This window comes from Agromyces laixinhei, assembly GCF_006337065.1.
GTDB lineage: Bacteria > Actinomycetota > Actinomycetes > Actinomycetales > Microbacteriaceae > Agromyces > Agromyces laixinhei.
The window spans coordinates 1,259,296-1,281,157 of sequence record NZ_CP040872.1 but is presented as its reverse complement, the minus strand read 5'-3'; the positions used below and the strand labels follow the sequence as shown (position 1 = coordinate 1,281,157).

20 protein-coding genes are annotated in these 21,862 nt (G+C 69.6%); 10 read left to right on the top strand and 10 right to left on the bottom strand.

Features of this window, described 5'->3' with window-relative positions; all coding sequences use genetic code 11:
• Window positions 1-27: 27 nt before the first annotated feature.
• From FHG54_RS06080 to FHG54_RS06070, 3 genes are read right to left on the bottom strand one after another with little or no spacing between them, the layout of a single operon-like run.
• Window positions 28-936 carry a carbohydrate ABC transporter permease gene (locus tag FHG54_RS06080; RefSeq protein ID WP_232331394.1) on the bottom strand — a complete coding sequence of 303 codons (909 nt, stop codon included), beginning with the start codon at window positions 934-936 and terminating at the stop codon, window positions 28-30.
• 2 nt (window positions 937-938) lie between these two features.
• Window positions 939-1,925 carry a carbohydrate ABC transporter permease gene (locus FHG54_RS06075; RefSeq protein WP_139416478.1) on the bottom strand — a complete coding sequence of 329 codons (987 nt, stop codon included), beginning with the start codon at window positions 1,923-1,925 and terminating at the stop codon, window positions 939-941.
• A 58-nt stretch (window positions 1,926-1,983) separates the two neighbouring features.
• On the bottom strand, window positions 1,984-3,231 hold the full coding sequence (locus tag FHG54_RS06070) for an extracellular solute-binding protein (RefSeq protein WP_139416477.1): 1,248 nt from the start codon (window positions 3,229-3,231) through the stop codon (window positions 1,984-1,986).
• A gap of 415 nt (window positions 3,232-3,646) precedes the next feature.
• Here FHG54_RS06070 and FHG54_RS06065 point away from each other — a divergent pair, with 415 nt between their 5' ends.
• The 9 genes from FHG54_RS06065 (at window position 3,647) to FHG54_RS06025 (ending at window position 12,875) form a co-directional block, all read left to right on the top strand.
• Window positions 3,647-4,516 (top strand): SIS domain-containing protein, encoded by an 870-nt coding sequence (locus FHG54_RS06065; RefSeq protein WP_139418321.1) that lies wholly within the window; start codon window positions 3,647-3,649, stop codon window positions 4,514-4,516.
• Window positions 4,516-5,502 (top strand): ROK family protein, encoded by a 987-nt coding sequence (locus FHG54_RS06060; protein WP_139416476.1) that lies wholly within the window; start codon window positions 4,516-4,518, stop codon window positions 5,500-5,502. Before FHG54_RS06065 ends, FHG54_RS06060 begins: the two co-directional genes overlap by 1 nt.
• A gap of 2 nt (window positions 5,503-5,504) precedes the next feature.
• Entirely contained in the window at window positions 5,505-6,491 is a 987-nt protein-coding gene (locus FHG54_RS06055; RefSeq protein ID WP_233437885.1) for a 1-phosphofructokinase family hexose kinase, read from the top strand.
• Window positions 6,488-7,336, top strand: coding sequence for a class II fructose-bisphosphate aldolase (locus FHG54_RS06050; RefSeq protein ID WP_139416474.1), 849 nt, complete (start codon window positions 6,488-6,490; stop codon window positions 7,334-7,336). The genes FHG54_RS06055 and FHG54_RS06050 overlap by 4 nt, the downstream gene beginning before the upstream one ends.
• The gene (locus FHG54_RS06045; RefSeq protein WP_139416473.1) at window positions 7,333-8,118 is read left to right on the top strand and encodes a DeoR/GlpR family DNA-binding transcription regulator; all 786 of its coding nucleotides are present in this window, start codon (window positions 7,333-7,335) and stop codon (window positions 8,116-8,118) included. Before FHG54_RS06050 ends, FHG54_RS06045 begins: the two co-directional genes overlap by 4 nt.
• On the top strand, window positions 8,119-9,279 hold the full coding sequence (gene nagA / locus FHG54_RS06040; RefSeq protein WP_139416472.1) for an N-acetylglucosamine-6-phosphate deacetylase: 1,161 nt from the start codon (window positions 8,119-8,121) through the stop codon (window positions 9,277-9,279).
• Window positions 9,280-9,664: 385 nt separating this feature from the next.
• A complete protein-coding gene (locus FHG54_RS06035) occupies window positions 9,665-11,605 on the top strand; it encodes a sigma-70 family RNA polymerase sigma factor (RefSeq protein ID WP_139416471.1) in 1,941 nt (646 codons plus the stop codon).
• The gene (purU, locus tag FHG54_RS06030) at window positions 11,602-12,483 is read left to right on the top strand and encodes a formyltetrahydrofolate deformylase (RefSeq protein ID WP_139416470.1); all 882 of its coding nucleotides are present in this window, start codon (window positions 11,602-11,604) and stop codon (window positions 12,481-12,483) included. Before FHG54_RS06035 ends, purU begins: the two co-directional genes overlap by 4 nt.
• A gap of 23 nt (window positions 12,484-12,506) precedes the next feature.
• Window positions 12,507-12,875, top strand: coding sequence for a YrdB family protein (locus FHG54_RS06025; protein ID WP_139416469.1), 369 nt, complete (start codon window positions 12,507-12,509; stop codon window positions 12,873-12,875).
• A 31-nt stretch (window positions 12,876-12,906) separates the two neighbouring features.
• On the opposite strand, the gene FHG54_RS06020 is transcribed toward FHG54_RS06025, so the two are convergent.
• A complete protein-coding gene (locus tag FHG54_RS06020) occupies window positions 12,907-13,986 on the bottom strand; it encodes a hypothetical protein (protein WP_139416468.1) in 1,080 nt (359 codons plus the stop codon).
• 107 nt (window positions 13,987-14,093) lie between these two features.
• Here FHG54_RS06020 and FHG54_RS06015 point away from each other — a divergent pair, with 107 nt between their 5' ends.
• A complete protein-coding gene (locus tag FHG54_RS06015) occupies window positions 14,094-14,684 on the top strand; it encodes a TetR/AcrR family transcriptional regulator (RefSeq protein ID WP_139416467.1) in 591 nt (196 codons plus the stop codon).
• Window positions 14,685-14,741: 57 nt separating this feature from the next.
• Here FHG54_RS06015 and FHG54_RS06010 read toward each other — a convergent pair whose 3' ends face one another.
• The 6 genes from FHG54_RS06010 to FHG54_RS05985 form a co-directional block, all read right to left on the bottom strand.
• Window positions 14,742-15,527 carry a glucosamine-6-phosphate deaminase gene (locus FHG54_RS06010; protein ID WP_139416466.1) on the bottom strand — a complete coding sequence of 262 codons (786 nt, stop codon included), beginning with the start codon at window positions 15,525-15,527 and terminating at the stop codon, window positions 14,742-14,744.
• 160 nt (window positions 15,528-15,687) lie between these two features.
• Window positions 15,688-17,223 carry a glycoside hydrolase family 3 N-terminal domain-containing protein gene (locus FHG54_RS06005; RefSeq protein WP_139416465.1) on the bottom strand — a complete coding sequence of 512 codons (1,536 nt, stop codon included), beginning with the start codon at window positions 17,221-17,223 and terminating at the stop codon, window positions 15,688-15,690.
• Window positions 17,220-18,074 carry a carbohydrate ABC transporter permease gene (locus FHG54_RS06000; RefSeq protein WP_232331397.1) on the bottom strand — a complete coding sequence of 285 codons (855 nt, stop codon included), beginning with the start codon at window positions 18,072-18,074 and terminating at the stop codon, window positions 17,220-17,222. The genes FHG54_RS06005 and FHG54_RS06000 overlap by 4 nt, the downstream gene beginning before the upstream one ends.
• On the bottom strand, window positions 18,071-19,057 hold the full coding sequence (locus FHG54_RS05995) for a carbohydrate ABC transporter permease (RefSeq protein WP_139416464.1): 987 nt from the start codon (window positions 19,055-19,057) through the stop codon (window positions 18,071-18,073). The genes FHG54_RS06000 and FHG54_RS05995 overlap by 4 nt, the downstream gene beginning before the upstream one ends.
• Window positions 19,058-19,209: 152 nt before the next feature.
• The gene (locus tag FHG54_RS05990; RefSeq protein WP_139416463.1) at window positions 19,210-20,454 is read right to left on the bottom strand and encodes an extracellular solute-binding protein; all 1,245 of its coding nucleotides are present in this window, start codon (window positions 20,452-20,454) and stop codon (window positions 19,210-19,212) included.
• A gap of 70 nt (window positions 20,455-20,524) precedes the next feature.
• Window positions 20,525-21,757: an ROK family transcriptional regulator gene (locus FHG54_RS05985; RefSeq protein WP_139416462.1), complete on the bottom strand. Its 1,233-nt coding sequence runs from the start codon at window positions 21,755-21,757 to the stop codon at window positions 20,525-20,527.
• Between the last annotated feature and the right edge of the window lie 105 nt (window positions 21,758-21,862).

Here is a 21,862-nt window from a genome sequence, read left to right as displayed (position 1 = left end):
ACCCGCGGCATCCGCTCGGTTCGGTGGCTACTTGACGCTGCCCGCGGTGAGGCCGCCGACGAGTCGCTTCTCGATGATCATGAAGAGGATGACCACCGGCACGATCGCGACGATCGAGACGCCGAAGACGTACTGCCAACTCGTCTCGTACTGACCCACGAACTTCGTGAGGGCGACCGAGAGGGGCTGGTTGCCGGCGGTCGAGAGGATCACGAGTGACGCGGCGAACTCGTTCCAGCAGGCGACGAACGTGAACACGATCGCGGTCACGATGCCGGGCCAGACGAGTGGCAGGTTGATCTTGAACAGCACGGTGAAGCGGCCGGCGCCGTCGATCTGCGCCGCCTCGTCGACTTCCTTCGGGATGCCGGCGAAGAAGGAGTGCATGATCCACACGGCGAACGCGAGGTTGAACGCCGCGTTGATGAAGATCATCGCGGCCCACGTGTCGATCATGTTGAACGCGAGGAACTGGCGGAACAGACCAGAGGTCAGTACCGCGGGCTGCAGCATCTGCGTGACGATCACGAGGAAGAGGAACGCCAGTCGGCCGGGGAACTTGAACCGTGCCGTGTAGTAGGCGGCCGGCATCGCGACGAGCAGCACGAGCAGGGTCGCGAAGACCGAGATCACGATCGTCGAGATCATGTTCTGCGGCAGCGGCGTCTCGGGGGTCGACCACATGTTGATGTAGTTCTCCCAGTGCCATTCCGTGGGGAAGTACGTGGGATCGACCGAGCGGATCTGCGCCTTGGTCTTGACCGAGCCGAAGAACATGATGACGTACGGCAGGGTGAAGACCAGCAGCACGATGAGGCCCGCGAGCATGCGGAGCACCACCTTGCCGACGGGGATCTGGTCTTCGGTGTAGCGGCGCTTGCGGGCGGATGCCTCGGGCGGGGCGATCGTCTCGAACGCGGGTGCGGTGACGGCCACGATCAGACCTCCTTCATGGGCTTGACCACGCGCACGTAGATCGCGACGATCACGATGACGATGATGAAGGCGACGACCGACAGCGCGCTGGCGACGTCGACCTTGTGCTGGTTCTGGATGTACTTGAAGATCATCGTCATGATCGTGTCGGCGTCGTAGCCGGGTATCGATCCGGTCATCACCTTCAGGATCGGCAGCGAGTTGAAGACGTTGATGATGTTGATGAGCACCGCCACCGAGAGGGCGCCGCGGAGCTGCGGGAACACGACGCTCCAGTACGTGCGCACCGGTCCGGCGCCGTCCATCTTGGCGGCCTCGAGCACTTCGCCCGGTACGGTCTGGAGTCCGGCGAGGATCGTGTACGTCGTGAACGGCAGCGACACGAAGATCGCGATCACGATGGACCATGCGAACGCGGTGTCGGGGTTCCTGGTCCACCCGTACCCTTCGGGGGTGTTGATGAGGCCGATATCGACGAGGAACTGGTTGATGATGCCGAAGTAGGGCTCGAGGCCGTAGTAGACGACCATCGTCGTCATCACGACGGATGCCGCCCAGGGGATGATCACCGCGAGGCGGACGATGCGCCGGCCCGGGAACGCCTTGTTGAGGATCTGCGCGAGTCCGAGCGAGATCAGCACCGTCACGGCCACGACCACGACGACCCATACGATCGTGCGGCCGAAGATCGGCCAGAAGTAGGGGAAGGAGAAGACCTCGATGTAGTTGTCGAAGCCGGCCGAGCCCTTGTCGAGCCCAGAGATCGAGATGTCGCGGGTCGAGTTGTAGAACATGACGACGGCCGGGAACAGCACGACGCCGAAGATGAGGATCAGGGCGGGCCCGATCCAGGGCAACGAGGCGAGCAGGTCGCGCCCGCCGGGCCGCCGACCGCCGTCGCGGCCCTTGGTCTCAGATTCGCGCCCGCGGCGGGGGCGGCCTTCGGCCGCCCCCGCCTGGATCGGTGACGCATCGGATGTGGTGCTCATGGTTCGGTGGTCACCGATCCCTCCGGGTGTTGCGAACGGACTGCTGGGTGAGGCGGGATCAGCCCGCGTCGACCTGCGCCTGGATCTCGGTCAGGACGTCCTGGGCGGGCTTCGTCTGGATCTGTCCGAACAGCGACTTGAACGCGCCATCCGTCGCCGACCACTTGGGGTTCGAGCTCGGGTAGAACTGCGCGTCGGGCAGCACCTCGAGGAACGGCGCGAGCGCCTCCTCACCGGCGAGCTGCTCGGCACCCGTCTTCGTGACCGGGAGGAAGCCCTCGGCCTGCACCCACGGCACGTAGACGTCGGCCGTGTAGTAGTAGTCGAAGAACTTCGTGATCGCGTCCTGCTTGTCGCCGTCGTTCTCGAAGGCCATCAGCTGGTCCATGACGCCGAGCGTGAACGGCGAGCCGTCCTGCGTGGGGATCGGGACGATCGAGTAGTCGAGTTCGGGGTTGCCCTCCTCGATCTGGCCGACGGTCGGCGGGAGGCCGACCTGCATGCCGATCTTGCCCTGGACGAAGATGTCCATCAGCGGGGAGCGGTCGGTCGAACCCGGGTCGGCCTGCGTCGCGCCGGCGTCGATCATCTTCTTTATCTGGTCGGCGCCGGGCAGGTTCGCCGGGTCGTCGATGGTGATCGCCTCGGCGTCACCGAACGTGCCGCCGCCGCCCCAGAGCCACACGGCCGCTTCGGCCTGCGCCTCTTCGGAGCCGAGGGGCATGCCGTAGCCGGCGACGCCGCCGCCGAGGGCCGAGACCTTCGTGGCCGCGTCGAGCAGCTCATCCCACGTCGTGGGCGGCGCCGTGACACCGGCCTGCTCGAGCAGGGTGTTGTTGACGAACAGGGCACGAGCCGACGCGATCAGCGGCAGCGCGTACGCCGTGCCGTCGACCTCGGCGTTCGCGATGAACGCATCCTGGAAGTCGCTGAACGTCTCGGGCGAGACGACCTCTTCAGCTGGGTAGAGCAGCTCATCGGCGACGAAGCCGGCGAAGGGACCGCCGTTGTAGATGTCGGGCGCCTCACCGCCCTGGATCTTGGTCGTGATGACGGATTCGAGGTTGTCCCACGACTGCACCTCGAGATTGACGTCGATGTCGGTGTTCTCGGCTTCGAAGCCGTCGATGACATCCTCCCAGAGGCCCTGGGTGTTGTCGGAGTAGCTCGGCACGAGCAGGTCCAGCGTGGTCTTGCCGCTGGCTTCCTCACCCGAACCGCCGCCGCCGAACCCGCAGGATGCGAGCGTGAGCGATGCCGTGGCGGCGAGCGCGACGGCCGCGCCGAGGCGCAGAGACTTCTTCATGGATGCTTCCTCACTGTGGTGGATGGTGCATCTCCGCCCGGGTGAAGCCTCGCGCGACGATGCGTGTGTTCGAAGAGCGCACGATTGCGATGATGCCTGCGTGCACTTTCCTGAACGTTTGGTCGAGCAAACAATCATGTCCGTTCACTCTTCGGACGAAGAATATGACGGATTCTGCAAGTCCGTCAAGGCGCGCAACCCATTTGTTATAGATTCGGTCCAGCCTGCCGCGCGACCCCGCATGCACGACCCTGTCGCTCAAACCAATCGTTCAAATGATTGTTGGACACGAGTTACAGTCATCTGCGATCATGGGATGTCAACTGCTGTGGCGTGGCCACGGTAGCCGGAGCACACCCCGACTGGAGTACACGTGACCGACCATCTGACCTCCGTACCCGCGACCGCGGAGCACATGTCCATCGAGCTCGCTTCGCAGCCCGAGACCTGGGCCGCGGCCGAGGGCCTTCGCGCCGAGCAGGCGCTGCTCCCGGCCCGCGGTGCGCGCATCGCCGTGGTCGGCTGCGGCACCTCATGGTTCATCGCGCAGTCGTACGCGTGGCTCCGCGAATCGGGCGGGCACGGCGAGACCGACGCGTTCGCGGCATCCGAGGCCTTCGTCGATCGCGGGTACGACGCCGTCGTCGCCCTCACCCGGTCGGGCACGACCACCGAGGTGCTGCAGCTCGTCGAGCGCCTCAGCGGCAGTGTTCCCACCGTCGGCGTCGTCGGCGACACCACCTCGCCGCTCGTCGACCTCGTCGACGACGCCGTGCTGTTGCCCTTCGCCGACGAGAAGTCGGTCGTGCAGACACGGTTCGCCACGACCGCGCTCGCGCTCTTCCGCGCGTCGCTCGGCGAAGACCTGAGCGGCGCGATCGCCGATGCCGAGCGCGCGATCGCCGAAGAGCTGTCGCCCGAGCTGACGGGCGCCGAGCAGTACACCTTCCTCGGCCGCGGCTGGTCGGTCGGGCTCGCCCACGAGGCCGCGCTGAAGATGCGCGAGGCATCGCAGTCCTGGACCGAGTCGTACCCCTCCATGGAGTACCGCCACGGCCCGATCTCGATCGCCGCGCCCGGCCGGGTCACCTGGCAGTTCGGCGAGGCCCCCGAGGGCCTCGCCGGCGACATCGCCGCCACCGGTGCGCACTTCGAGGCCGGCACGCTCGACCCCATGGCCGAGCTCGTGCGCGCCCAGCGTGTCTCACTCGCCCGCGCCCGTGCGAAGGGCCTCGACCCTGACGCGCCGCGCAACCTCACCCGCTCCATCATTCTCGACGCGTGATGACCGGGCACCCCGCCACCGACGCGACCCGGCTCGGCTCGGGTGACGCGGTGCTCGCCTTCGACGTCGGCGGTACCGACACGAAGTCGGCGCTCGTCGATGCGTCGGGGCGGGTGCTGGGTCTGCGCCGCACGCCGACGCCGCTCGACGCCGCCGACCCCGCCGGAACGATCGTCACCTCGCTCGCCGTCCTGGCGCGCGAGCACCTCGAAGCGTCGCCCGGCGTCACCCCCGTCGCCGCAGGCATCAGCGTGCCTGGCCTCGTCGACGAGGTCGACGGCGTCGGCATGTTCGCATCGAACCTCGGCTGGCGCGACGCCCCGATCCGCTCACTCGCCGAGGCCGCCCTCGGCCTGCCGGTCGCGTTCGGTCACGACGTGCGTGCGGCCGGCGACGCAGAGCACCGCCTCGGCGCCGCCCGAGGCTTCGGCGACGTCGTCGTGCTCGCCATCGGCACCGGCATCGCGAGCGCGCTCGTGCTCAACGGACATCCGTACGCGGGAGGCGGCTTCGCAGGCGAGGTCGGGCACTCGCTCGCCGACCCGCTCGGCGACCGCTGCCCCTGCGGCGCCATCGGGTGCCTCGAGACGATCGCGTCGGCGGGCGCGATCGCCCGCCGCTACGCCGCCGCCACCGGCACTCCCGTCGGCGGGGCGCGACAGGTGCTCGAAGCCGCGGCATCGGGCGACGCGATCGCGCGCCGGTTGTGGGACGACGCCGTCGAAGCGCTCGCCGAGGCGATCGCCCGGCTCGTCGCAACTCTCGCACCCGAGGCGGTCGTGATCGGCGGCGGGCTCTCGCAGGCGGGCCCGGCCCTCTTCGAACCGCTCGGGGCGCGACTCGACACGCTGCTCAGCTTCCACCGTCGCCCGGCGCTCATTCATGCAGAGCTCGGCGACGACGCGGGGCTCCTCGGCACGGCACTGTCGGCCCGCGACCTCGCGGCCGCACGAACGACCGCGCAACCGATCGGCGGTGCGCTGTGATCGTGACCGTGACACCCAACCCGGCGCTCGACCTCACCTGGCACGTCGACCGGTTGCAGCCGGGTGAGACCCACCGGATCGACCCCGGCGCCGCTCGCGCCGGGGGCAAGGGGCTGAACGTCGCCCGCGTGCTCCATTCCGGGCGACGCGAAGTGGTGGCCGTCACCACCACCGGTGGCGCGGTCGGCGCCGAGTTCGCCGCAGAACTCGTCGCGAGCGGCATCCCCCATCGCCTCGTGCCGGTCGGGGGCGCGACCAGGCGCAGCATCGCCATCGTCGACGAGACGAGCGGCGACGCGACGGTGCTGAACGAACGCGGCATCGCCCTCGAACCCGACGAGGCCGCAGCACTTGCGGCGAACGCCCTCGAACTCGGCCGCACCGCAGACGCCGTCGCGATCTGCGGCAGCCTGCCACCGGGTTTCGGCCCCGACGAGCTCGGCGCGCTCGTGCGCACCCTCGTCGACGGCGGCGTGCCCGTGATCGTCGACACGAGCGGGCCCGGACTCGCCGCCGCCGCCCGCGCCGGCGCGACCGCACTGAAGCCCAACGCAGAAGAGCTCCGCGCAGAGACCGGTCTCGACGACCCCGTCGCAGGCGCACGGGCCCTGCTCGGGCTCGGCGCTCGCCTCGTCGTCGCCTCGCTCGGCTCCGAGGGCCTCCTCGTCGTCTCGGCGGATGCGCCCGGCGGCATCCGTGCCCGACTGCCCCGCACGTTGCACGGCAATGCGACCGGTGCGGGCGACGCCGCGGTCGCCGCGATCGCGGCTGCATTCGCCGAGACGCCGACCCTCGGGGCAGACACCCGGGAGGCGGCCGACGCCCGCGCCCGCCTCGCCCGCCGCGCGACCGCCTGGTCGGCCTCCGCGGTGCTCATGCCGTTCGCCGGCGATCTCGCCCCCGAACACTCCGCCCTCGAACTCGAGGTCGTCGTGACCACGACCAGCACCGACGGCTCCGTCGGAACCGACCCGGAAGCGAGCGCATGACCCTCACCTCAACCCGAACCATCCTCACCGACGCCGTCGCCGCCGGGCGCGGCGTCGGCGCGTTCAATGTGCTGCACCTCGAGACCGCCGAGGCGCTCGTGCGGGCGGCCGAGTCGACCGGGCTTCCCGTGATCCTGCAGCTGTCCGAGAACGCGATCCGCTACCACGGCGGATTCGAGCCGATCGCGCGCGCGACGCTCGCCGTCGCCGACGCTTCGAGCGCCGCCGTCGCCGTGCACCTCGATCATGCCGAAGACCCCGAACTCGCCCTCCTCGCGATCGACCGCGGTTTCGGCTCGGTGATGTACGACGGCGCCAAGCTCGACTTCGCCGACAACGTCGCCACGACCCGCCGCGTCGTCGGTCGTGCAGCGCTGACGGGCGTGCTCGTCGAGGCCGAGCTCGGCGAGATCGGCGGCAAGGACGGCGCACATGCCCCCGGAGTGCGCACCGACCCCGCCGAGGCGGCGCAGTTCGTCGCCGAGACCGGTGTCGAGGCGCTCGCCGTCGCCGTCGGCTCGTCGCACGCCATGACCGAGCGGGTCGCATCGATCGACCTCGAGCTCATCGCCCGCCTGCGGGCCGCGGTGCCGGTTCCTCTCGTGCTGCACGGGTCATCCGGAGTTCCCGACGAGACGATCGTCGCCGGCATCCGCGCCGGGCTCACCAAGATCAATGTCTCGACCCATCTGAACGCGCAGTTCACCGGCGCGATCCGGAGATACCTCGACGAGCATCCGGCCGTCGTAGACTCGCGCAAGTACCTCGCCGCCGGACGCGACGCCATCGAAGCAGAGGCGTCGCGTCTCCTCCGCCTCTTCGCAGGAAAGGACACCAACGGATGAATCGTGCGGAGCGCCTCAGTGCCGTTCTCGACCTCCTCGCCGACGGCGGGCAGGTCGACGTCGACCAGATCGTCGACCGCCTCGAGGTGTCGCCCGCGACGGCCCGCCGCGATCTCGACGCGCTCGCCCACCAGCAGTTGCTCACCCGCACGCGCGGCGGCGCCGTGGCGCACTCGGTCGCCTACGACCTGCCGATCCGCTACAAGAACCAGCAGAACCCCGACGCGAAGGCCGCCATCGCCCACGCCGCGAGCTCGCTCGTGCCGCGCGGTGCCGTCATCGGCCTCTGCGGCGGCACCACCTCGACCGCGATCGCCGACGCACTCATGTCTCGCGCCGACATCATGGACCCGTCGCCCGACCCGAGCCTCACCGTCGTCACGAACGCGATCAACATCGCGATGCAGCTCGCCATTCGGCCGCAGATCAAGACCGTCGTCACCGGCGGCGTCGTCCACGCACGCTCCTACGAACTCGTCGGCGCCTACACCGATGCGGTGCTCGGCAGCATCACCCTCGACCTCGCCTTCATCGGGGTGAACGGCATCGACCCCGTCGTCGGGCCGACCTCGCACGACGAACGCGAGGCCGCGGTCAACGCGCTCATGGCCGCACGGGCGACGCAGTCGGTGCTCGTCGCCGACTCCTCGAAGATCGACAAGCGCGCATTCGCGGCGATCGGCCCCCGCCGCCTCTTCTCGACGATCATCACCGACGCCGGCATCACGCGCGAGCAGCGCGAACGGCTCTCCGACGCCGGCTACGACGTTATCGTTGCTTAGGTGAGCACCGCGCCAGTCGTCATCCATTCCGCACGCATCGTGAGCGGCGCCGACACGGTCACCGACGCGTGGGTGCGTTTCGACGGCGACCGGGTGTCCGCGCGCGGCATCGGCGACGGCTGGCGCGACGGGCTCGCGTCCGAATCCGCAGCGGTGACGGATGCCGCGGGGCGGTTCCTCACCCCCGGATTCATCGATCTGCACTGCCACGGTGCCGGTGGCGCCGCCGCCGACGAGGGCGACGAGGCGATCGAGACCGTGCTCGCGGTGCACAACGCGCACGGCACGACGCGCACCGTGCTCTCGCTCGTGACCTCGCCGGTCGACCGGCTCGCTCGCGACCTCGCCACGATCGCCCGCTTCGCCGAGCGCGATCCGCGAGTGCTCGGCGCCCACCTCGAGGGTCCGTTCCTCGATCGGGACTTCCGCGGGGCGCACGACCCCGGGCTGCTGCGCGAGGCCGACGAGGCATCCGTCGATGTGCTGCTCGAGGCCGCGGCCGGAACGCTCCGGCAGATCACGATCGCCCCCGAACACGACGGGGCGCTCGCGGCGATCGCCAGGTTCGTCGCCGCCGACGTCCGGGTGGCGGTCGGTCACACGAGCGCCGATTTCGAGACCGCCCTCGCCGCATTCGACGCCGGCGCCTCGATCCTGACGCATGCGTTCAACGGCATGCGCGGCATCCACCACCGCGCCCCTGGGCCGGTCACCGCGGCGATGCACGCAGATCACGTCACCCTCGAGGTGATCAACGACGGCGTGCACGTGCATCCCGACGTCGTGAAACTCGCCTTCGCCGGCGCTCACGGCAGGGTCGCGCTCATCACCGATGCGATGGCGGCGACCGGATCGGCCGACGGCGTCTACGTACTGGGTTCGCTCGAGGTGATCGTCACCGACGGAGTCGCGCGCCTCCGCGACGGGGGATCGATCGCCGGTTCGACGCTCACACAAGACGACGCGCTCCGCCGGGCCGTCTTCGAGTGCGGCATCCCCTTCGACGAGGCGGTGGGCGCCCTCACCGTGACCCCGGCTGCGGCGATCGGCCGCGGCGGCGATCTCGGCCGGCTCGACGCCGGGTTCGCCGCCGACGCGGTGCTCCTCAGCGCTGAACTCGCGGTGGAGGCGGTCTGGGGCGGCGGAGTCCGTCTGGCCTGATCGACGGCCGGCGTGCGGCCGACCGAGACGGGGCCCGGAGGCGTGTTCCCCTTCGCCTCCGAGACCCTCGCCCGTTCGAACGGTGGGCTTCGTTTCCCCCCGAAGCTCACCGTTCATCCGCCGGCAATGCCGGCACCCGTCCCTGGTGTTCGGGTCGCCCGAGACGGCGGAGAGTGGAAGGCGGTTGAATGCCTTCCACCTGAGAGACGGCGATCCACCAGATCTATGACGCGGAATCGGAGAAATTCTTCCGCACCCGTTTGTCAGGGATCTCTGGTGGAATAGGCTCACCCGAATGACCGCGTCATGATTCCCGTCTCGGCGCAACCTCAGATGGAGCCGTCACTCGATCCGCGCCTCCACCCTCTACCCGAAGGAGCCCGTCGTGCCGCCGCTGCGCACCGAACACCCGGCCGACGCCGCGCTCATCGAACGCACTCGCACGGGCGACCGCTCGGCGTACGGCGAGCTGTGGCAACGGCACTCGGCCTCGGCGCGCACCGTCGCGCGGTCGTACAGCTCGCTCGACCCCGACGATCTCGTCGCCGAATCGTTCACGAAGATCTACAGCACGATCCTGGCGGGCGGCGGACCGACCGGCGCCTTCCGCCCCTACCTGTTCACGACGATCCGCAACACGGCTGCCGGTTGGGGTCGCGCCCGACACGAGACCACGCTCGAGACCCTCGAGTCGTTCGAAGATCCCGCGACGAGCGAGTCCGCCACCCTCGACGCCCTCGACCGGAGCGCAACGGCGCAGGCGTTCCGCGCACTGCCGACCAGGTGGCAGGAGGTGCTCTGGTACTCAGAGGTCGAGAACATGACACCGCAGCAGATCGCACCGCTGCTCGGCATGAGCGCCAACAGCACGGCGGCGCTCGCCTACCGTGCCCGCGAGGGCCTGCGCCAGTCGTGGATCCGCGTGCACCTTCGCAACCCTGCCAACTCGCCCGAGTGCCAGTGGAGCATCGATCGCCTCGGCACGTACACCCGGGGCAAGCTCCGCGCGCGTGAGACGAGTCGCCTCGAGGCGCACCTCGACGACTGCGCCCGGTGCACGATCGTCGCCGCCGAGGCTCGTGAGGTGGGATCCAGGCTCGCACTCGTGCTGCTGCCGCTCACCGCAGGCATCGGCGGAGCGACGGCCTACTCGGCCTGGCTCTCGCAAGGCGCGCCGGTGGCCGAGGTCGCGATGGGCGCGGCAGGGCTGCCCTCCGTGCTCATCGGCCAGGTCTCGGGTTCGGCGACGACGGGGGCCGGGGCATCCGGAGCGAGTGCCGGATCCACCGCCGGAGCCGCAGCCGGCACGGGATCGACGGCGGGCGGCGGCGCGACCTCGGCCACCGGACTGGCGGCGCTCGGCGGCAGCGGAGTCGTCATCGGCGTCGGCGCGGGTGCGCTCGTCGCGGCGGCGGCCGTCGCCGCCGTGATCATCGTGCCGGGCATCGTGGCACCGGAGGAACCCGTGGCGCGGCCCGCGGCATCCTCCGCGCCGAGCGAATCGGGGCCGACGGGTTCGACCGGCGACGAGCCGGCGGCGATCGCGCCGGTGCCGGCTCCGCCGGCGGCCGAACCGGCACCCGTGACCGAGGCCGCGCCCGAGGAACCCGACGACTCAGCGGGGCCGGAAGAGCCGGCCGTCGAGACGAGCCCGACGACTCCCGCGCCGGCACCGGTGCCGGACCCGGGCCCGCCCCCCGCGCCCGAGCCGGAACCCGAACCGGAGCCCGAACCGGTCGACACGGTGGCGCTCCCGCCTGTCGTGAACACGGCCGACGGCGCGAACGGGCTGGTCGATCCCCTCCTCACGGGCACGGCAGAGCCCGGTGCGAGCATCTTCGTGACGGTGCAGTCGGGCGAAGCGGCGGAGCCTGCTGCGGAGCGGGCATCCGCATCCGCATCCGACGAGACGCTGCCCGCGGCAGTTGCCGACGACGCCGGCAACTGGTCCCTCGTCGTCGCAGGCCTGAGCGCCGGCACCCACCTCCTCACCGTCACGCAGACCGATGTGGCCGGCAACCGCTCCGACCCGAGCGCGCCGATCGAGATCGCCATGCTCGCACCGAGTGCTGAAGTCGGCATCCTCCGGGCGGATTTTCATGGAGTCCCCGGCGCCACGGTGCTCATGGAGATCGACGGCGTGCCCTACCGGAGCTTCCTCCTCGATGCAAAGGGCCACGCACGGGAGACGAATGATCCGCTGAGCTGGCTGCTCCGCGCGGTGACTGTGCGGTACATCACCGCCGACGGGCGAACAGGCCCGAGCGTGGCCGCGACCACGTGGTGGGGCGAGAGCGATCGAGCGCCCGCTAGTCTGACGGGATGACCGAGCACGTCCCCGGCGCCAGCCCCGAACACCTCTACCACTGGGTCGTCACGCTCAGCTGCACCGACGGGCCGGGCATCGTGCACGCCATCAGCGGCGCGATCGTCGCGGCTCGCGGCAACATCACCGAGAGCCAGCAGTTCGCGAGCCTCGACACCGGGAACTTCTTCATGCGACTCCAGGTCGAGTCCTCGGCGGGTCGCGAAGAGGTCGAGGCGGCGCTCGCTCCCGTGACCGAGCGCTGGCGCATGGAGTGGCAACTCGACGAGGTCGGCCGGCCGCTTCGCACACTCCTGCTCGCGTCGACCGCCGGGCACTGCGTCAACGACCTGCTGTTCCGGCAGCGTGCCGGCCAACTGCCCGTCGAGATCCCGCTCGTGCTCTCGAATCACGGCACGTTGCGCGACCTGGTCGACTTCCACGGCGTGCCCTTCGAATCGCTTGCGGTGACGGATGCCGCATCGAAGGCCGAATTCGAACGCCGCGTGCTCGCCGCGGTCGATGAGCACGACATCGAACTCGTCGTGCTGGCGCGATACATGCAGATCCTCTCCCCCGGACTCTGCGACGCCCTCGAGGGCCGCTGCATCAACATCCACCACTCGTTCCTGCCCGGATTCAAGGGCGCGAACCCGTATCGGCAGGCGCATGCCCGGGGGGTCAAGCTCATCGGCGCGACCGCCCACTTCGTGACGAGCGATCTCGACGAGGGCCCGATCATCGAGCAGAACGTCGTGCGCGTCGATCATTCACGCACCCCGTCCGAACTCGTGGCGATCGGTCAAGACGAAGAGAGCCGCACCCTCAGCCAGGCGGTGAAGTGGTTCGCCGAGCGCCGGGTGCTCGTCGACGGGGTGCGCACGATCATCTTCCGCTGAGGTCGCGGGTAGGCTTGACGGTTGTGAGCGACCCCCGACAGCACGACCGGCAGCCGAAGATCGGACCGAACGACATCCTCCGATTCTTCCTCGAACTCTTCGCGTTCGTCTCCCTCGGAATCTGGGGCTTCCTGGCGTTCCCATTGCCGTGGCCGGGCGTGCTCGTCGGCATCGGAGCCCCGCTCCTCGCGATCGTCGCGTGGGCATTGTTCGTCTCGCCGAAGGCCGTCTTCCGCATGGACACCTTCGGCAAGGCGATCGTCGAGATCGCCGTGTTCTCGGCCGCGGCGATCGGGTGGTGGACCCTCGGCCAGCCTGTCGTGGCGGTCGTGTTCGCCGTCGTGGCGGCGGTCAGCGGCATCCTCAACGGTCGGAAGGAACTCGCGGGCTGATCCGCGCCGCGACATCCGCCGCACCCTCGCGTCAGGCCGCCACCGGCTGCGACTCGGCGCTGCGGGCCGCCTCCGCGTCCGGCTCCGCGCCGCCCGCGGTGCGGAAGTGGCCGAGAACCGAGAGCAGCAGACCGCCGACGGCCCACGTCGCGAGTACGAGCCACGGGAACGACATGTCGGCCGACGGGAAGTACGAGAGTTCGCGAACCAGTGTCGCGGCGGCGCCCGGCGGGAACCACTGCCCGATGTCACCCCACGGCACCGGATAGAACTCCTTCGGCACCGCGGCACCTGAGATCGGGTTCGCGAACAGCAGCATGACGACGGGGCCGACCGCGATTCCGGCCCGACCGATGAGCGCCACGAACCCGGTGATGGGCGCGGCGATGGCCGCGAGCGCGAGCCCGATGGCTGCGGCGTTCAGCAGGTAGTCGCCCTGCAGCGCCCCGAACCAGCCCTGCAGGATGCCTGCGAGCACCAACCCGCCCGCCGCCGAGTAGAGCAGCACGGCGAAGACCCGGCGCATCGCGCCGATGACCGCGATCGAGATCGCGATGCCGCCGACCATGCCGCCGAGCACGAGCGGGAAGAGCGCAGCGGCGAGTCCGGTGCCGCGCGGATCGGTGTCGGCGAGCGGCACAACGTCGGTGACGGCGACGTCGATGTGCGGCGGTGCCGCGGGGGCGCCGGCGGCCGCGGCAGCGGCGGCGGCCTGGGCGTTCACTCCCTCTTCGAGCCCGCTCGCGATGCCGGTGAGCAGCTGGGCGACCGCGAGGCTCGATGCCGAGGAGGAGAGCACCTCGGGCTCGGCTCCGAGCACGATGGCACCGTACGCCTCACGAGATTCGATGGCGGCGACGGCGGCGCCGCGATCGTCGACCGTCTCGAACGAGACGGCGCCGGGCGACTGTTCGTCGACCGTCGCTTCGACCGCCTCCACCGCCTCGGCGGGGCCGGCGATCGCGATCGGCAGGTTCTTCGCATCTGCCGTCACCGACGGCCACGAGAACGCGAGCACGATGACCGCGACGAGCGCGGCGAGCGCGAGCGCGACGCCGACGACGCGACCGACGGGGGTGTGTCGGCCGGCGGCATCCGGATGATCAGCCATGGTCTGGTCTCCTCAAAAGAAAATGAATGTTCGTTCTGTATAATTCTGATCGCGCCGTCTAGGCTTGTCAAGAAACGAAGATCCGCTCATCGACGGGAAGAACGAGCATGCCGAAGGTCACCGCCGAGTATCGTGAGGCCCGGCGCGACGAGATCATCGACGCAGCGCTGCGCGCGTTCTCTGCGAAAGGGCTCTCCGGCACCTCGATGGCCGACGTCATCGCCGAGAGCGGCCTCTCCGCCGGTGCGATCTACGGGCACTTCGCCGGCAAACGCGAGCTGTTCGCCGCCGTTGCCGTTCGCACGCTGCAGAGCAGGCGTCTCGAGGTCGACGCCCAACAGGCCGGCGGCCACGTGCTCACGCCCGGCGAAGTCGTCGCGACGGTGCTGCGCGGCATGCGCGACTCGTTCGACACCCGCCTGCTCGTGCAGCTCTGGGCCGACGCGGCCGCCGACCCCACGATCCTCGACAGCATCGGGGCACCGCTCGGGTTCGTGCTCGACGCCTTCGGTGCATCGGTGCGCCCCTGGTTCGAAGCCCACCCCGAGTGCACCGACGGTGACACCGACGCGGCGATCGCCCGCCTCGTTCCGATCATGCTCGCGCTCGGGCAGGGGTTCATGATCCAGCGGCAGATCTTCGCCGAGTTCGACGACGAGGCCTACCTCGCGAGCGTCAGGGAGATCCTCCCCCACTGACATCGATGGGGCGAGCGGATGCCGCGGCATCCGCTCGCCCCAGAGACGGCGGCTGGCTCAGATGCCCTGCCAGGCGGGCTTGTTCGACCATGCGTAGCGGTAGTAGTCGAGGTTCTCGAGCTCGGCGGCAGCGGCCTCGTCGACGATCACCGTGGTGTGCGGGTGCAGCTGGATCGCCGACCCCGGCTGACTCGCCGACACCGGTCCCTCGACGGCAGCCGCGACCGCGTGCGCCTTCGCCCGACCGAACGCGAGCAGCACGAGGTGGCGGGCACGCAGGATCGTGCCGATGCCCTGGGTGATGCAGTGCATGGGCACGTCGTCGGGCGTCTCGAAGAACCGTGCGTTGTCGAGGCGCGTCGCTGCGGTGAGGGTCTTGACCCGCGTGTGCGAGGCGAGAGAGGAGCCCGGCTCGTTGAAGCCGATGTGACCCGTGCGCCCGATGCCGAGGATCTGCAGGTCGACGCCGCCCGCCGCGGTGATCGCCGTCTCGTAGTCGACGCCCGCGTGCTCGATCGACGCGGGGTCGCCGTTCGGCACCCGCACGAGCTCGGGCGTGAGACCGAGCGGCTCGACGACCTCGCGCGTGATGACCGCGCGGTAGCTCTCGGGGTGGCCGGCCGGAAGCCCCACGTACTCGTCGAGCGCGAAACCGCGCACGCCGCGCACGTCGATCGAGTCGTCGGCGATGCGGCGCGCGAGCGCGCGATAGCTCGCGAGCGGCGTCGAACCGGTCGCGAGGCCGAGCACGGCATCGGGCTTCGAACGGATGAGCGAGACGATCGTGTCGGCCACGAGCGCGCCCGCGGCGTCTTCATTCTCTACGACGACGATTTCAGCCATTGATGTTCTCCTACGAGGGCGGTGCCGACGGCGTCCGCAGCGAATCCGGGTGTGACGATCACGCCCGAGCAGCGAGATCGATCGTTGCGAAGAAGACCCGACTCGGCCCCCTCCCGATTCAGGATACGTGCAATGCCGAAGGCAACCGACCCGGCGAGCGTCACGGCGTGGCCAGGGCCGGCCTGAGCGCGTCGTCGACGAATGCGATGACCGCTTCGCCGAGCAGGCGCGACGCACCGAACGTCGAGACGTCGGCGTAGGCCCGATCGTGCGACGGCCAGCCCATGTCGATCGTCACGACGTCGTCGCGCACGGCGCGCAGGGCGTCGATCGCCGTTCGGGCGAACGGATGCCGGTGCAGGTCCTTGCCCACGACGAGCACGGCGCCCTCGAGCCCCGCGGGGTCGGCGAGCTCCCGCTCCTCCGAGACGACGATCGAATCCGCGGCGCCGAGCCAGGACGGCGCCGCCGAGACGGCCTCTGCGGCGAACGGCCCCCACGGGGCCACGCCGATCGCGATGTTCGCGACGGTGTCGATGCGCACGACGGTGCCGACCCGTGACGACCGGGAGAGACGTTCGCGGGCGGCATCCGCGACCTCGAACGCGCCGATCACCCTGCTGATCTCCTCGGCGTCGTGCTGCGGCTCGATCGATGCCCGAAGCGCCGGGCCGATCGGTATCGGTGCCGCGTCGGCGGCGAGCGCCCGCACCCGGGCCGCCGCCTCGCGCACACGCTCAGCGGGGAGCCTGCCGGCCTCGATCGCGAACTCGACGGCCTCGACGATCTCCACCATCTGCGCGGCCGAGTTGTCGGTGCCGATGCAGAGCAGGTCGCATCCGGCGGCGAGGGCGCGCACAGCAGCTTCGGGTACGCCGTGCACGCCGCTCGCCCCCTTCATGTCGAGGGCGTCGGTGACGATGACGCCGTCGAACCCCAGCTCCCCGCGAAGCAGGCTGCAGAGGATCTGCGGGGAGAGGGTGGCCGGGTTCCGGGAATCGAGCTCCGGAATCAGGATGTGGGAGGTCATGATCGTGCGGCTGCCTGCGGCGATCGCGGCACGGAACGGCACGAGCTCGCGCTCGCGCAGGGTCGCGAGCGGCACATCGACGACGGGCAGGGCGAGATGCGAGTCGGTCGCGGTGTCGCCGTGGCCCGGGAAGTGCTTGGCGCCGGCCGCGATGCCGGTCTCCTGCAGTGCCGTCGTCCATGCGGCGGCGTGCCGCGCCACGAGCTCGGGATCGGCACCGAAGCTGCGCACCCCGATCACCGGATTGTCGGGGTTCGCGTTCACGTCGACGTCTGGCGCGAAGGTCACGGTGCATCCGGTTGCGGCGAGCGCCGCACCGACGGCCCGAGCGACGCGCGCGGTCAACTCCAGGTCGTCGATGCGTCCGAGCACGGCGTTGCCGGGGAACGGCGCACCGCGGTCGTAGAAGAGCCGTGTGACGTCGCCGCCCTCCTCGTCGATCGCGATCACGGCGAGCGGGTTCGCCCGGCGGAGCGCGGCGTTCAGGGTGCGCAGCTGCTCGGGCGTCTCGATGTTCGAGCCGAAGAGGCAGACGCCGCCGAGGCCGTCGCGGAGCGAGTCGAGCACCCATCGGGGGGCGACCGGCCCATCGAAGCCCGGCAGCAGGGTTGTGAGGATGTCCCGGCGAAGGCCGCTGCCCACGCCGGTTCGGTCGGCCCCGGTCATCCCTTGACCGCTCCCGCGACGAGACCGCCGACCATGCGTCGCTGCACGAACAGGAAGAAGACGACGACGGGGAGGGCGATGAGCGTGGACCCGGCCATCACGGCACCCCAGTTGGTCGCCTCGGTCGCCGACTGGAACGAGTTCAGCCACGGCGGCAGCGTCAGGTTGTATCCCTTGAGGAGCAGGAGCGCCATCAGGAACTCGTTCCAGCTCTGGATGAAGGCGAAGATGCCAGTGGCGACGAGGCCCGGGGCGAGCAGTGGGAACGTGACCTTCCAGAACGCCCGGCCCTTCGAGCACCCGTCGATCATCGCCGCCTCTTCGAGTTCGACGGGGACTCCCTTGACGAAGCCCCGCAGCATCCAGATCGTGAACGGCACGACGGCGGCGAGGTGCACGATGAACAGGCCGATGAGGGTGTTCATGAGTCGCCAGTCGTCGATCATGTTGTAGATCGTGAACATCATCGCCTCGCCGGGCACCATCTGCACGACGAGCACGCTCACGATGAAGACGACGCGGCCTCGGAAGGCGAAGCGGGCGATGGCGACCGATGCGAGGAAGGCGATGAGCGCACAGGCCACGACGACCGCGAGCGCGACCCCGAGGCTCGACGCGAGCGCATGGGGGAAGTCCGTCTGGCCGGGCGCCGCCTCGCGGGTCCAGGCGGTGACGTAGTTCTTCCACGTGAAGTCGAGCGGCAGGAAGCTCGGATTGCGGCTGATGATCTGATTCGGCGGGGTGAACGACATGTTCACCATCCAGTAGACCGGGAAGACCGAGCAGACGATGACGATCACGGCGAAGAGATTGAGCCCGAACCTGCGAGCGCGGGTGGTCTGCGTGTTCACAGCTCCTCCTCCTCCTCCTTCAGAGAGTTGCGGACGTTGAAATAGGAGATCGCCATGAGCAGGATCACCATGAACACGCCGATGGCGGCGGTCACGCCGAACTCGCCGAGTCCCTGCCGGAACAGGTAGGTGGGCAGGATGTTCGTCTCGCTCGCGAGGCCGCCCTGCTGTTGCAGTGCGTACACCTGGGTGAAGATGCGAAGGTTCCAGATCGTCTCGAGCACGAGCACCGCGGTGATGACGTTCCGCATGTACGGCAACACGATGAACCGGAATCGCTGCCAGGCGCTCGCGCCGTCGAGGCCTGACGCCTCGAGCACTTCGTCGGGCACCTGGCCGAGACCCGCGTAGAACGTGACTGCCGCGAACGGAACGCTCTGCCAGACCACGATGATGACGAGCACCATCATGAACGACCACGGGTCGATGAGCCACGAATGGCCTCGGAAGTCCTGGGTGCCGGTGATGGTGTTGAGCGCCCAGTTGACGAGCCCGTAGTCGGTGTCGAAGATCCAGCCGAAGACCACCGTCGCCGAGAGCGGCGGCATCGCCCACGCCAGCAGCAGGGCGATCGAGACGGCGAGCCTCCAGCCCCTTGAGAGCTTCGTCATGAGCAGGCCGATGAGCATGCCGAGCGCGACGATGATCACGGTGAGCACGACCATCAGCCCGAGGCTGCGTGCGAGCACCGCCGGGAAGTCGGACTCGGTGAAGACCTCGATGTAGTTCTCGAACCCGACGAAGTCCGGCGAGGTGCCGAGCATCTTGTTCTTGATCTCGAGGTTCGTGAAGGACTGGATGAACATCACGATCGTCGGGTACAGCACCATGACGCCGAGCAGCAGGAGGCTCGGGGCGAGCAGCAGCCATGGCGCCCAGGGCAGCGGCTTCTTCTTGCGGGGGCCGACGCCCGTCGGCCGGTGGGGCGGCCTGGCCTTCGGCGAGCGCGGCGCTGCGTCGGGCTCGGTGAGGGTTGCGCTCATGGCTGCTCCTCGGGTGTGTCGCGGGAGAGTCGCGGTGTGACTGATGGTACGTCTCGGGGATGGCGCCGGCGACGGGCCGAAGCCGCCCCGAGAAGCGGAGGGCCGGGGGCGGAGCTGTGCGGGACTCCGCCCCCGTGCAGGGGCTCGACAGGCTAGCTGTTGAGGATCTCCTCGATCTGCGTGTCGAGGTCGGCGGCGATCGCCGCGACATCCCCGCCCTGGGCGATCTTCACGAGCGCCTCCTGGATGATCTGCGCAGCCTCGACCTCGGCCCACTTCGGGGTGGTCGGGGTGACCTTCGAGTTGGCGAGCGCGTCGGCCTGGGCCTTGGCGATCTCGGTGTCGGGCAACGATGCAGCGGCAGCCGTGAAGCCCGGCGTCAGCCCGCCCTCGGCGAGGAGGGTCTGGTAGTCCTCGCCCGCCATGATGTCGAGCGCGGCGCGAGCCTGCTCGGGGTTGGCGCTCTTCGTCGCGACGGCGATGTTCGAGCCGCCGGCGAAGATCGGTGCCGTCTCGCCGGCCTCGAGACCGGGCAGCGGGAACGCACGCAGGTCGGAACCGAAGGTGTCGGCGCAACCCGGCGCCTCGGCGTCGGCCGGAGCCGTGATCGACCACTGCACCCACGCAGGAGCGGAGAGGAAGACGTCTTCACCGGCGCAGAACGCGACCTGCGGGTCGGTCTCGTCGCCGTCCTTGGCCGCGTTGGACGCGTTCACGTAGACGTCCTGCAGCTGGGTCAGGCCCGCGATGCCGCCTTCACTGGAGAAGCCGGCCTTCCACTCGTCGCCGTCCTGCTCGGCGATGAAGCCGCCGTGCGCCCAGACGTAGGGAAGTGCGTTGTACCAGTCGCGGCCCGGCGCCCAGATACCCGAACGGGTGTCGGTCTTCAGCGCCTTGCCCGTTGCGACGTACTCGTCGAGCGTGGTCGGAACCGGAGTGGCGCCGAGGATCTGCTCGCTGTAGAACACGATGCGGCCGCCGGCGTAGTAGGGCGCGGCATAGAGCTCGCCGTCGTACGTGGCGGACTCGACGAGGCCGGGCAGATAGTCGTCGGCGGCGAAGTCGGTGAGCGGCAGGAACAGGCCCTGGTCCGCGAAGCTCGCGGTCTGGGTGTTGCCGACCTCGACGACGTCGGGAGAGTCGTTCGACTGGAGCGCAGCTGCGTAGGTGTCGCTCACGTCGGCCCAGGTCTTCTCCACGACCGTGAGGGTCCAACCGTCGTTGTCCGCCTCGAAGGTCTCCTTGAGGTAGTCGCGCGCGGTGTCGGGGGTGTCGGTGCCGACGACCCAGACCGTGATCTCGCCGCCATCGGCAGACTCACTTCCACCACCGGCGCTACAACCGGCGAGGGTCAGGGCAGCAGCAGCGCCGAGCGCAACAATGCCGAGTTTCCTCATTTGTCGTTTTCCTTTCATGGGGTGGGGGCGGCAGCGGGGGTTCGCTGTCACCCGTGGTGCGGAGAGTCCCTCACGAGACTCCGAGTTGTCCGGAGAGGACCATGACGGCCGCGCCGCGCAAGACGATGTCCTGCCCGTGCTCGGTCATCCGAAGCCTCAGATCACGGTTGAACTCCGCCATCATCCGAGTCCGGAGCGTGTCGACGGCGGCCTCGTGCAGGGCACCGTCGAGCAATTGGGCCGGGCCGCTCAGCACGACCTCGGAGAGGTTCAGTGCGCCGACCACGGGGGCGAGCACGATGCCGAGTCGTCGGCCCGCCTCGCGGAGGATGTCATCACGAGCGGATGCCGCGGCGTCGCCGTCGAGCCCGGCGAGCTCGCCGGTCAGCCGCGGCACGGCGAGCCAGGCCTCGAGGCATCCGTCTCTGCCGCAGGCGCAGCGCGGGCCGCCGTCGGTGCCGACGACGACGTGGCCGATCTCGCCCGCTGCGAACGCGCCGCCGACGACGGGTCGCCCGTCGATGATGAGGCCGGCACCGACACCGTGGCCGACCTTGACGAGCAGGAGGTCGTCGTGGCGGGAGGCGCTGTGCTCGGCGAGAACGGCGACATTCGCGTCGTTCGCGACGTGCACGGGCAGGTCGAAGCGCGCGGCGATGCGGCGCTGCAGGGGCACGTCGCTCCAGCCGAGGTTGGGGGCCGATCGCACGACCCCTCGGGGGTCGACGACACCGGGCGAGCCGATGCCGATGCCGAGCACCGGGGTGGAGGTGCGGGCGAGCAGTCGCTCGACGAGCAACTCGACCAGTTGCACGGCGACCTCGCCCGTGGCGCCGTCGCGAGCGACCTCGTCGCGGTCGATGATCTGGCCCTCGAGGCCGACCACGGCGCCGCGGAACACCTCGTGCTCCGAGAGGTCGAGGCCGATGATGTGAAATGCTGCGCGATCGACGTCGATGAGGGTCGCCGGCTTGCCCGGCCGGGCGTCTTCACGCTGCCCGAGCTCGATCACGAGCCCGTCGACGATGAGCCCTGCCACGACGTCGGAGATCGTGACCCTGGTGAGGCCGGTCTCTCGCGCGACATCCGCTCGGCTCTGGGCGCCGACCGTGTAGAGCGTCTGCAGCACGAGCGCGCGGTTGTGGGTGCGGGCGTGCTCGGGCAGCACCTTGCCGGACGCGCGGAGGGCGCGCGGGCGGCCGAAGATGACGGCGCCAGGGGTGGATGCGGCGTGGAGCGCCGTCGCCACCCGGGAGGTGGGGGGCGTCGGCTCCGATGTGACCGGGCCTCGCTGCGCATCCATTGCAGTCACGTTTGTTAGTAAACCTTACGAACAAACCCTTCGCAAGAGTTCGCAACGGATTCCTCGCGGTGTTATCGAGTTGTGACCGGAGAGCGGATGCGATCT

Bases quoted from the DNA above. Each gene is read 5' to 3' on its own strand.
- FHG54_RS06060 (WP_139416476.1), top strand. From the start codon at position 4,516: ATGACCGGGCACCCCGCCACCGACGCGACCCGGCTCGGCTCGGGTGAC.
- FHG54_RS06010 (WP_139416466.1), bottom strand. From the start codon at position 15,527: ATGGCTGAAATCGTCGTCGTAGAGAATGAAGACGCCGCGGGCGCGCTC.
- purU (WP_139416470.1), top strand. From the start codon at position 11,602: ATGACCGAGCACGTCCCCGGCGCCAGCCCCGAACACCTCTACCACTGG.
- FHG54_RS06045 (WP_139416473.1), top strand. From the start codon at position 7,333: ATGAATCGTGCGGAGCGCCTCAGTGCCGTTCTCGACCTCCTCGCCGAC.
- FHG54_RS06065 (WP_139418321.1), top strand. From the start codon at position 3,647: ATGTCCATCGAGCTCGCTTCGCAGCCCGAGACCTGGGCCGCGGCCGAG.
- FHG54_RS05990 (WP_139416463.1), bottom strand. From the start codon at position 20,454: ATGAGGAAACTCGGCATTGTTGCGCTCGGCGCTGCTGCTGCCCTGACC.
- FHG54_RS05995 (WP_139416464.1), bottom strand. From the start codon at position 19,057: ATGAGCGCAACCCTCACCGAGCCCGACGCAGCGCCGCGCTCGCCGAAG.
- FHG54_RS06005 (WP_139416465.1), bottom strand. From the start codon at position 17,223: ATGACCGGGGCCGACCGAACCGGCGTGGGCAGCGGCCTTCGCCGGGAC.
- FHG54_RS06075 (WP_139416478.1), bottom strand. From the start codon at position 1,925: ATGAGCACCACATCCGATGCGTCACCGATCCAGGCGGGGGCGGCCGAA.
- FHG54_RS06020 (WP_139416468.1), bottom strand. From the start codon at position 13,986: ATGGCTGATCATCCGGATGCCGCCGGCCGACACACCCCCGTCGGTCGC.
- FHG54_RS06070 (WP_139416477.1), bottom strand. From the start codon at position 3,231: ATGAAGAAGTCTCTGCGCCTCGGCGCGGCCGTCGCGCTCGCCGCCACG.
- FHG54_RS06050 (WP_139416474.1), top strand. From the start codon at position 6,488: ATGACCCTCACCTCAACCCGAACCATCCTCACCGACGCCGTCGCCGCC.
- FHG54_RS05985 (WP_139416462.1), bottom strand. From the start codon at position 21,757: ATGGATGCGCAGCGAGGCCCGGTCACATCGGAGCCGACGCCCCCCACC.
- FHG54_RS06015 (WP_139416467.1), top strand. From the start codon at position 14,094: ATGCCGAAGGTCACCGCCGAGTATCGTGAGGCCCGGCGCGACGAGATC.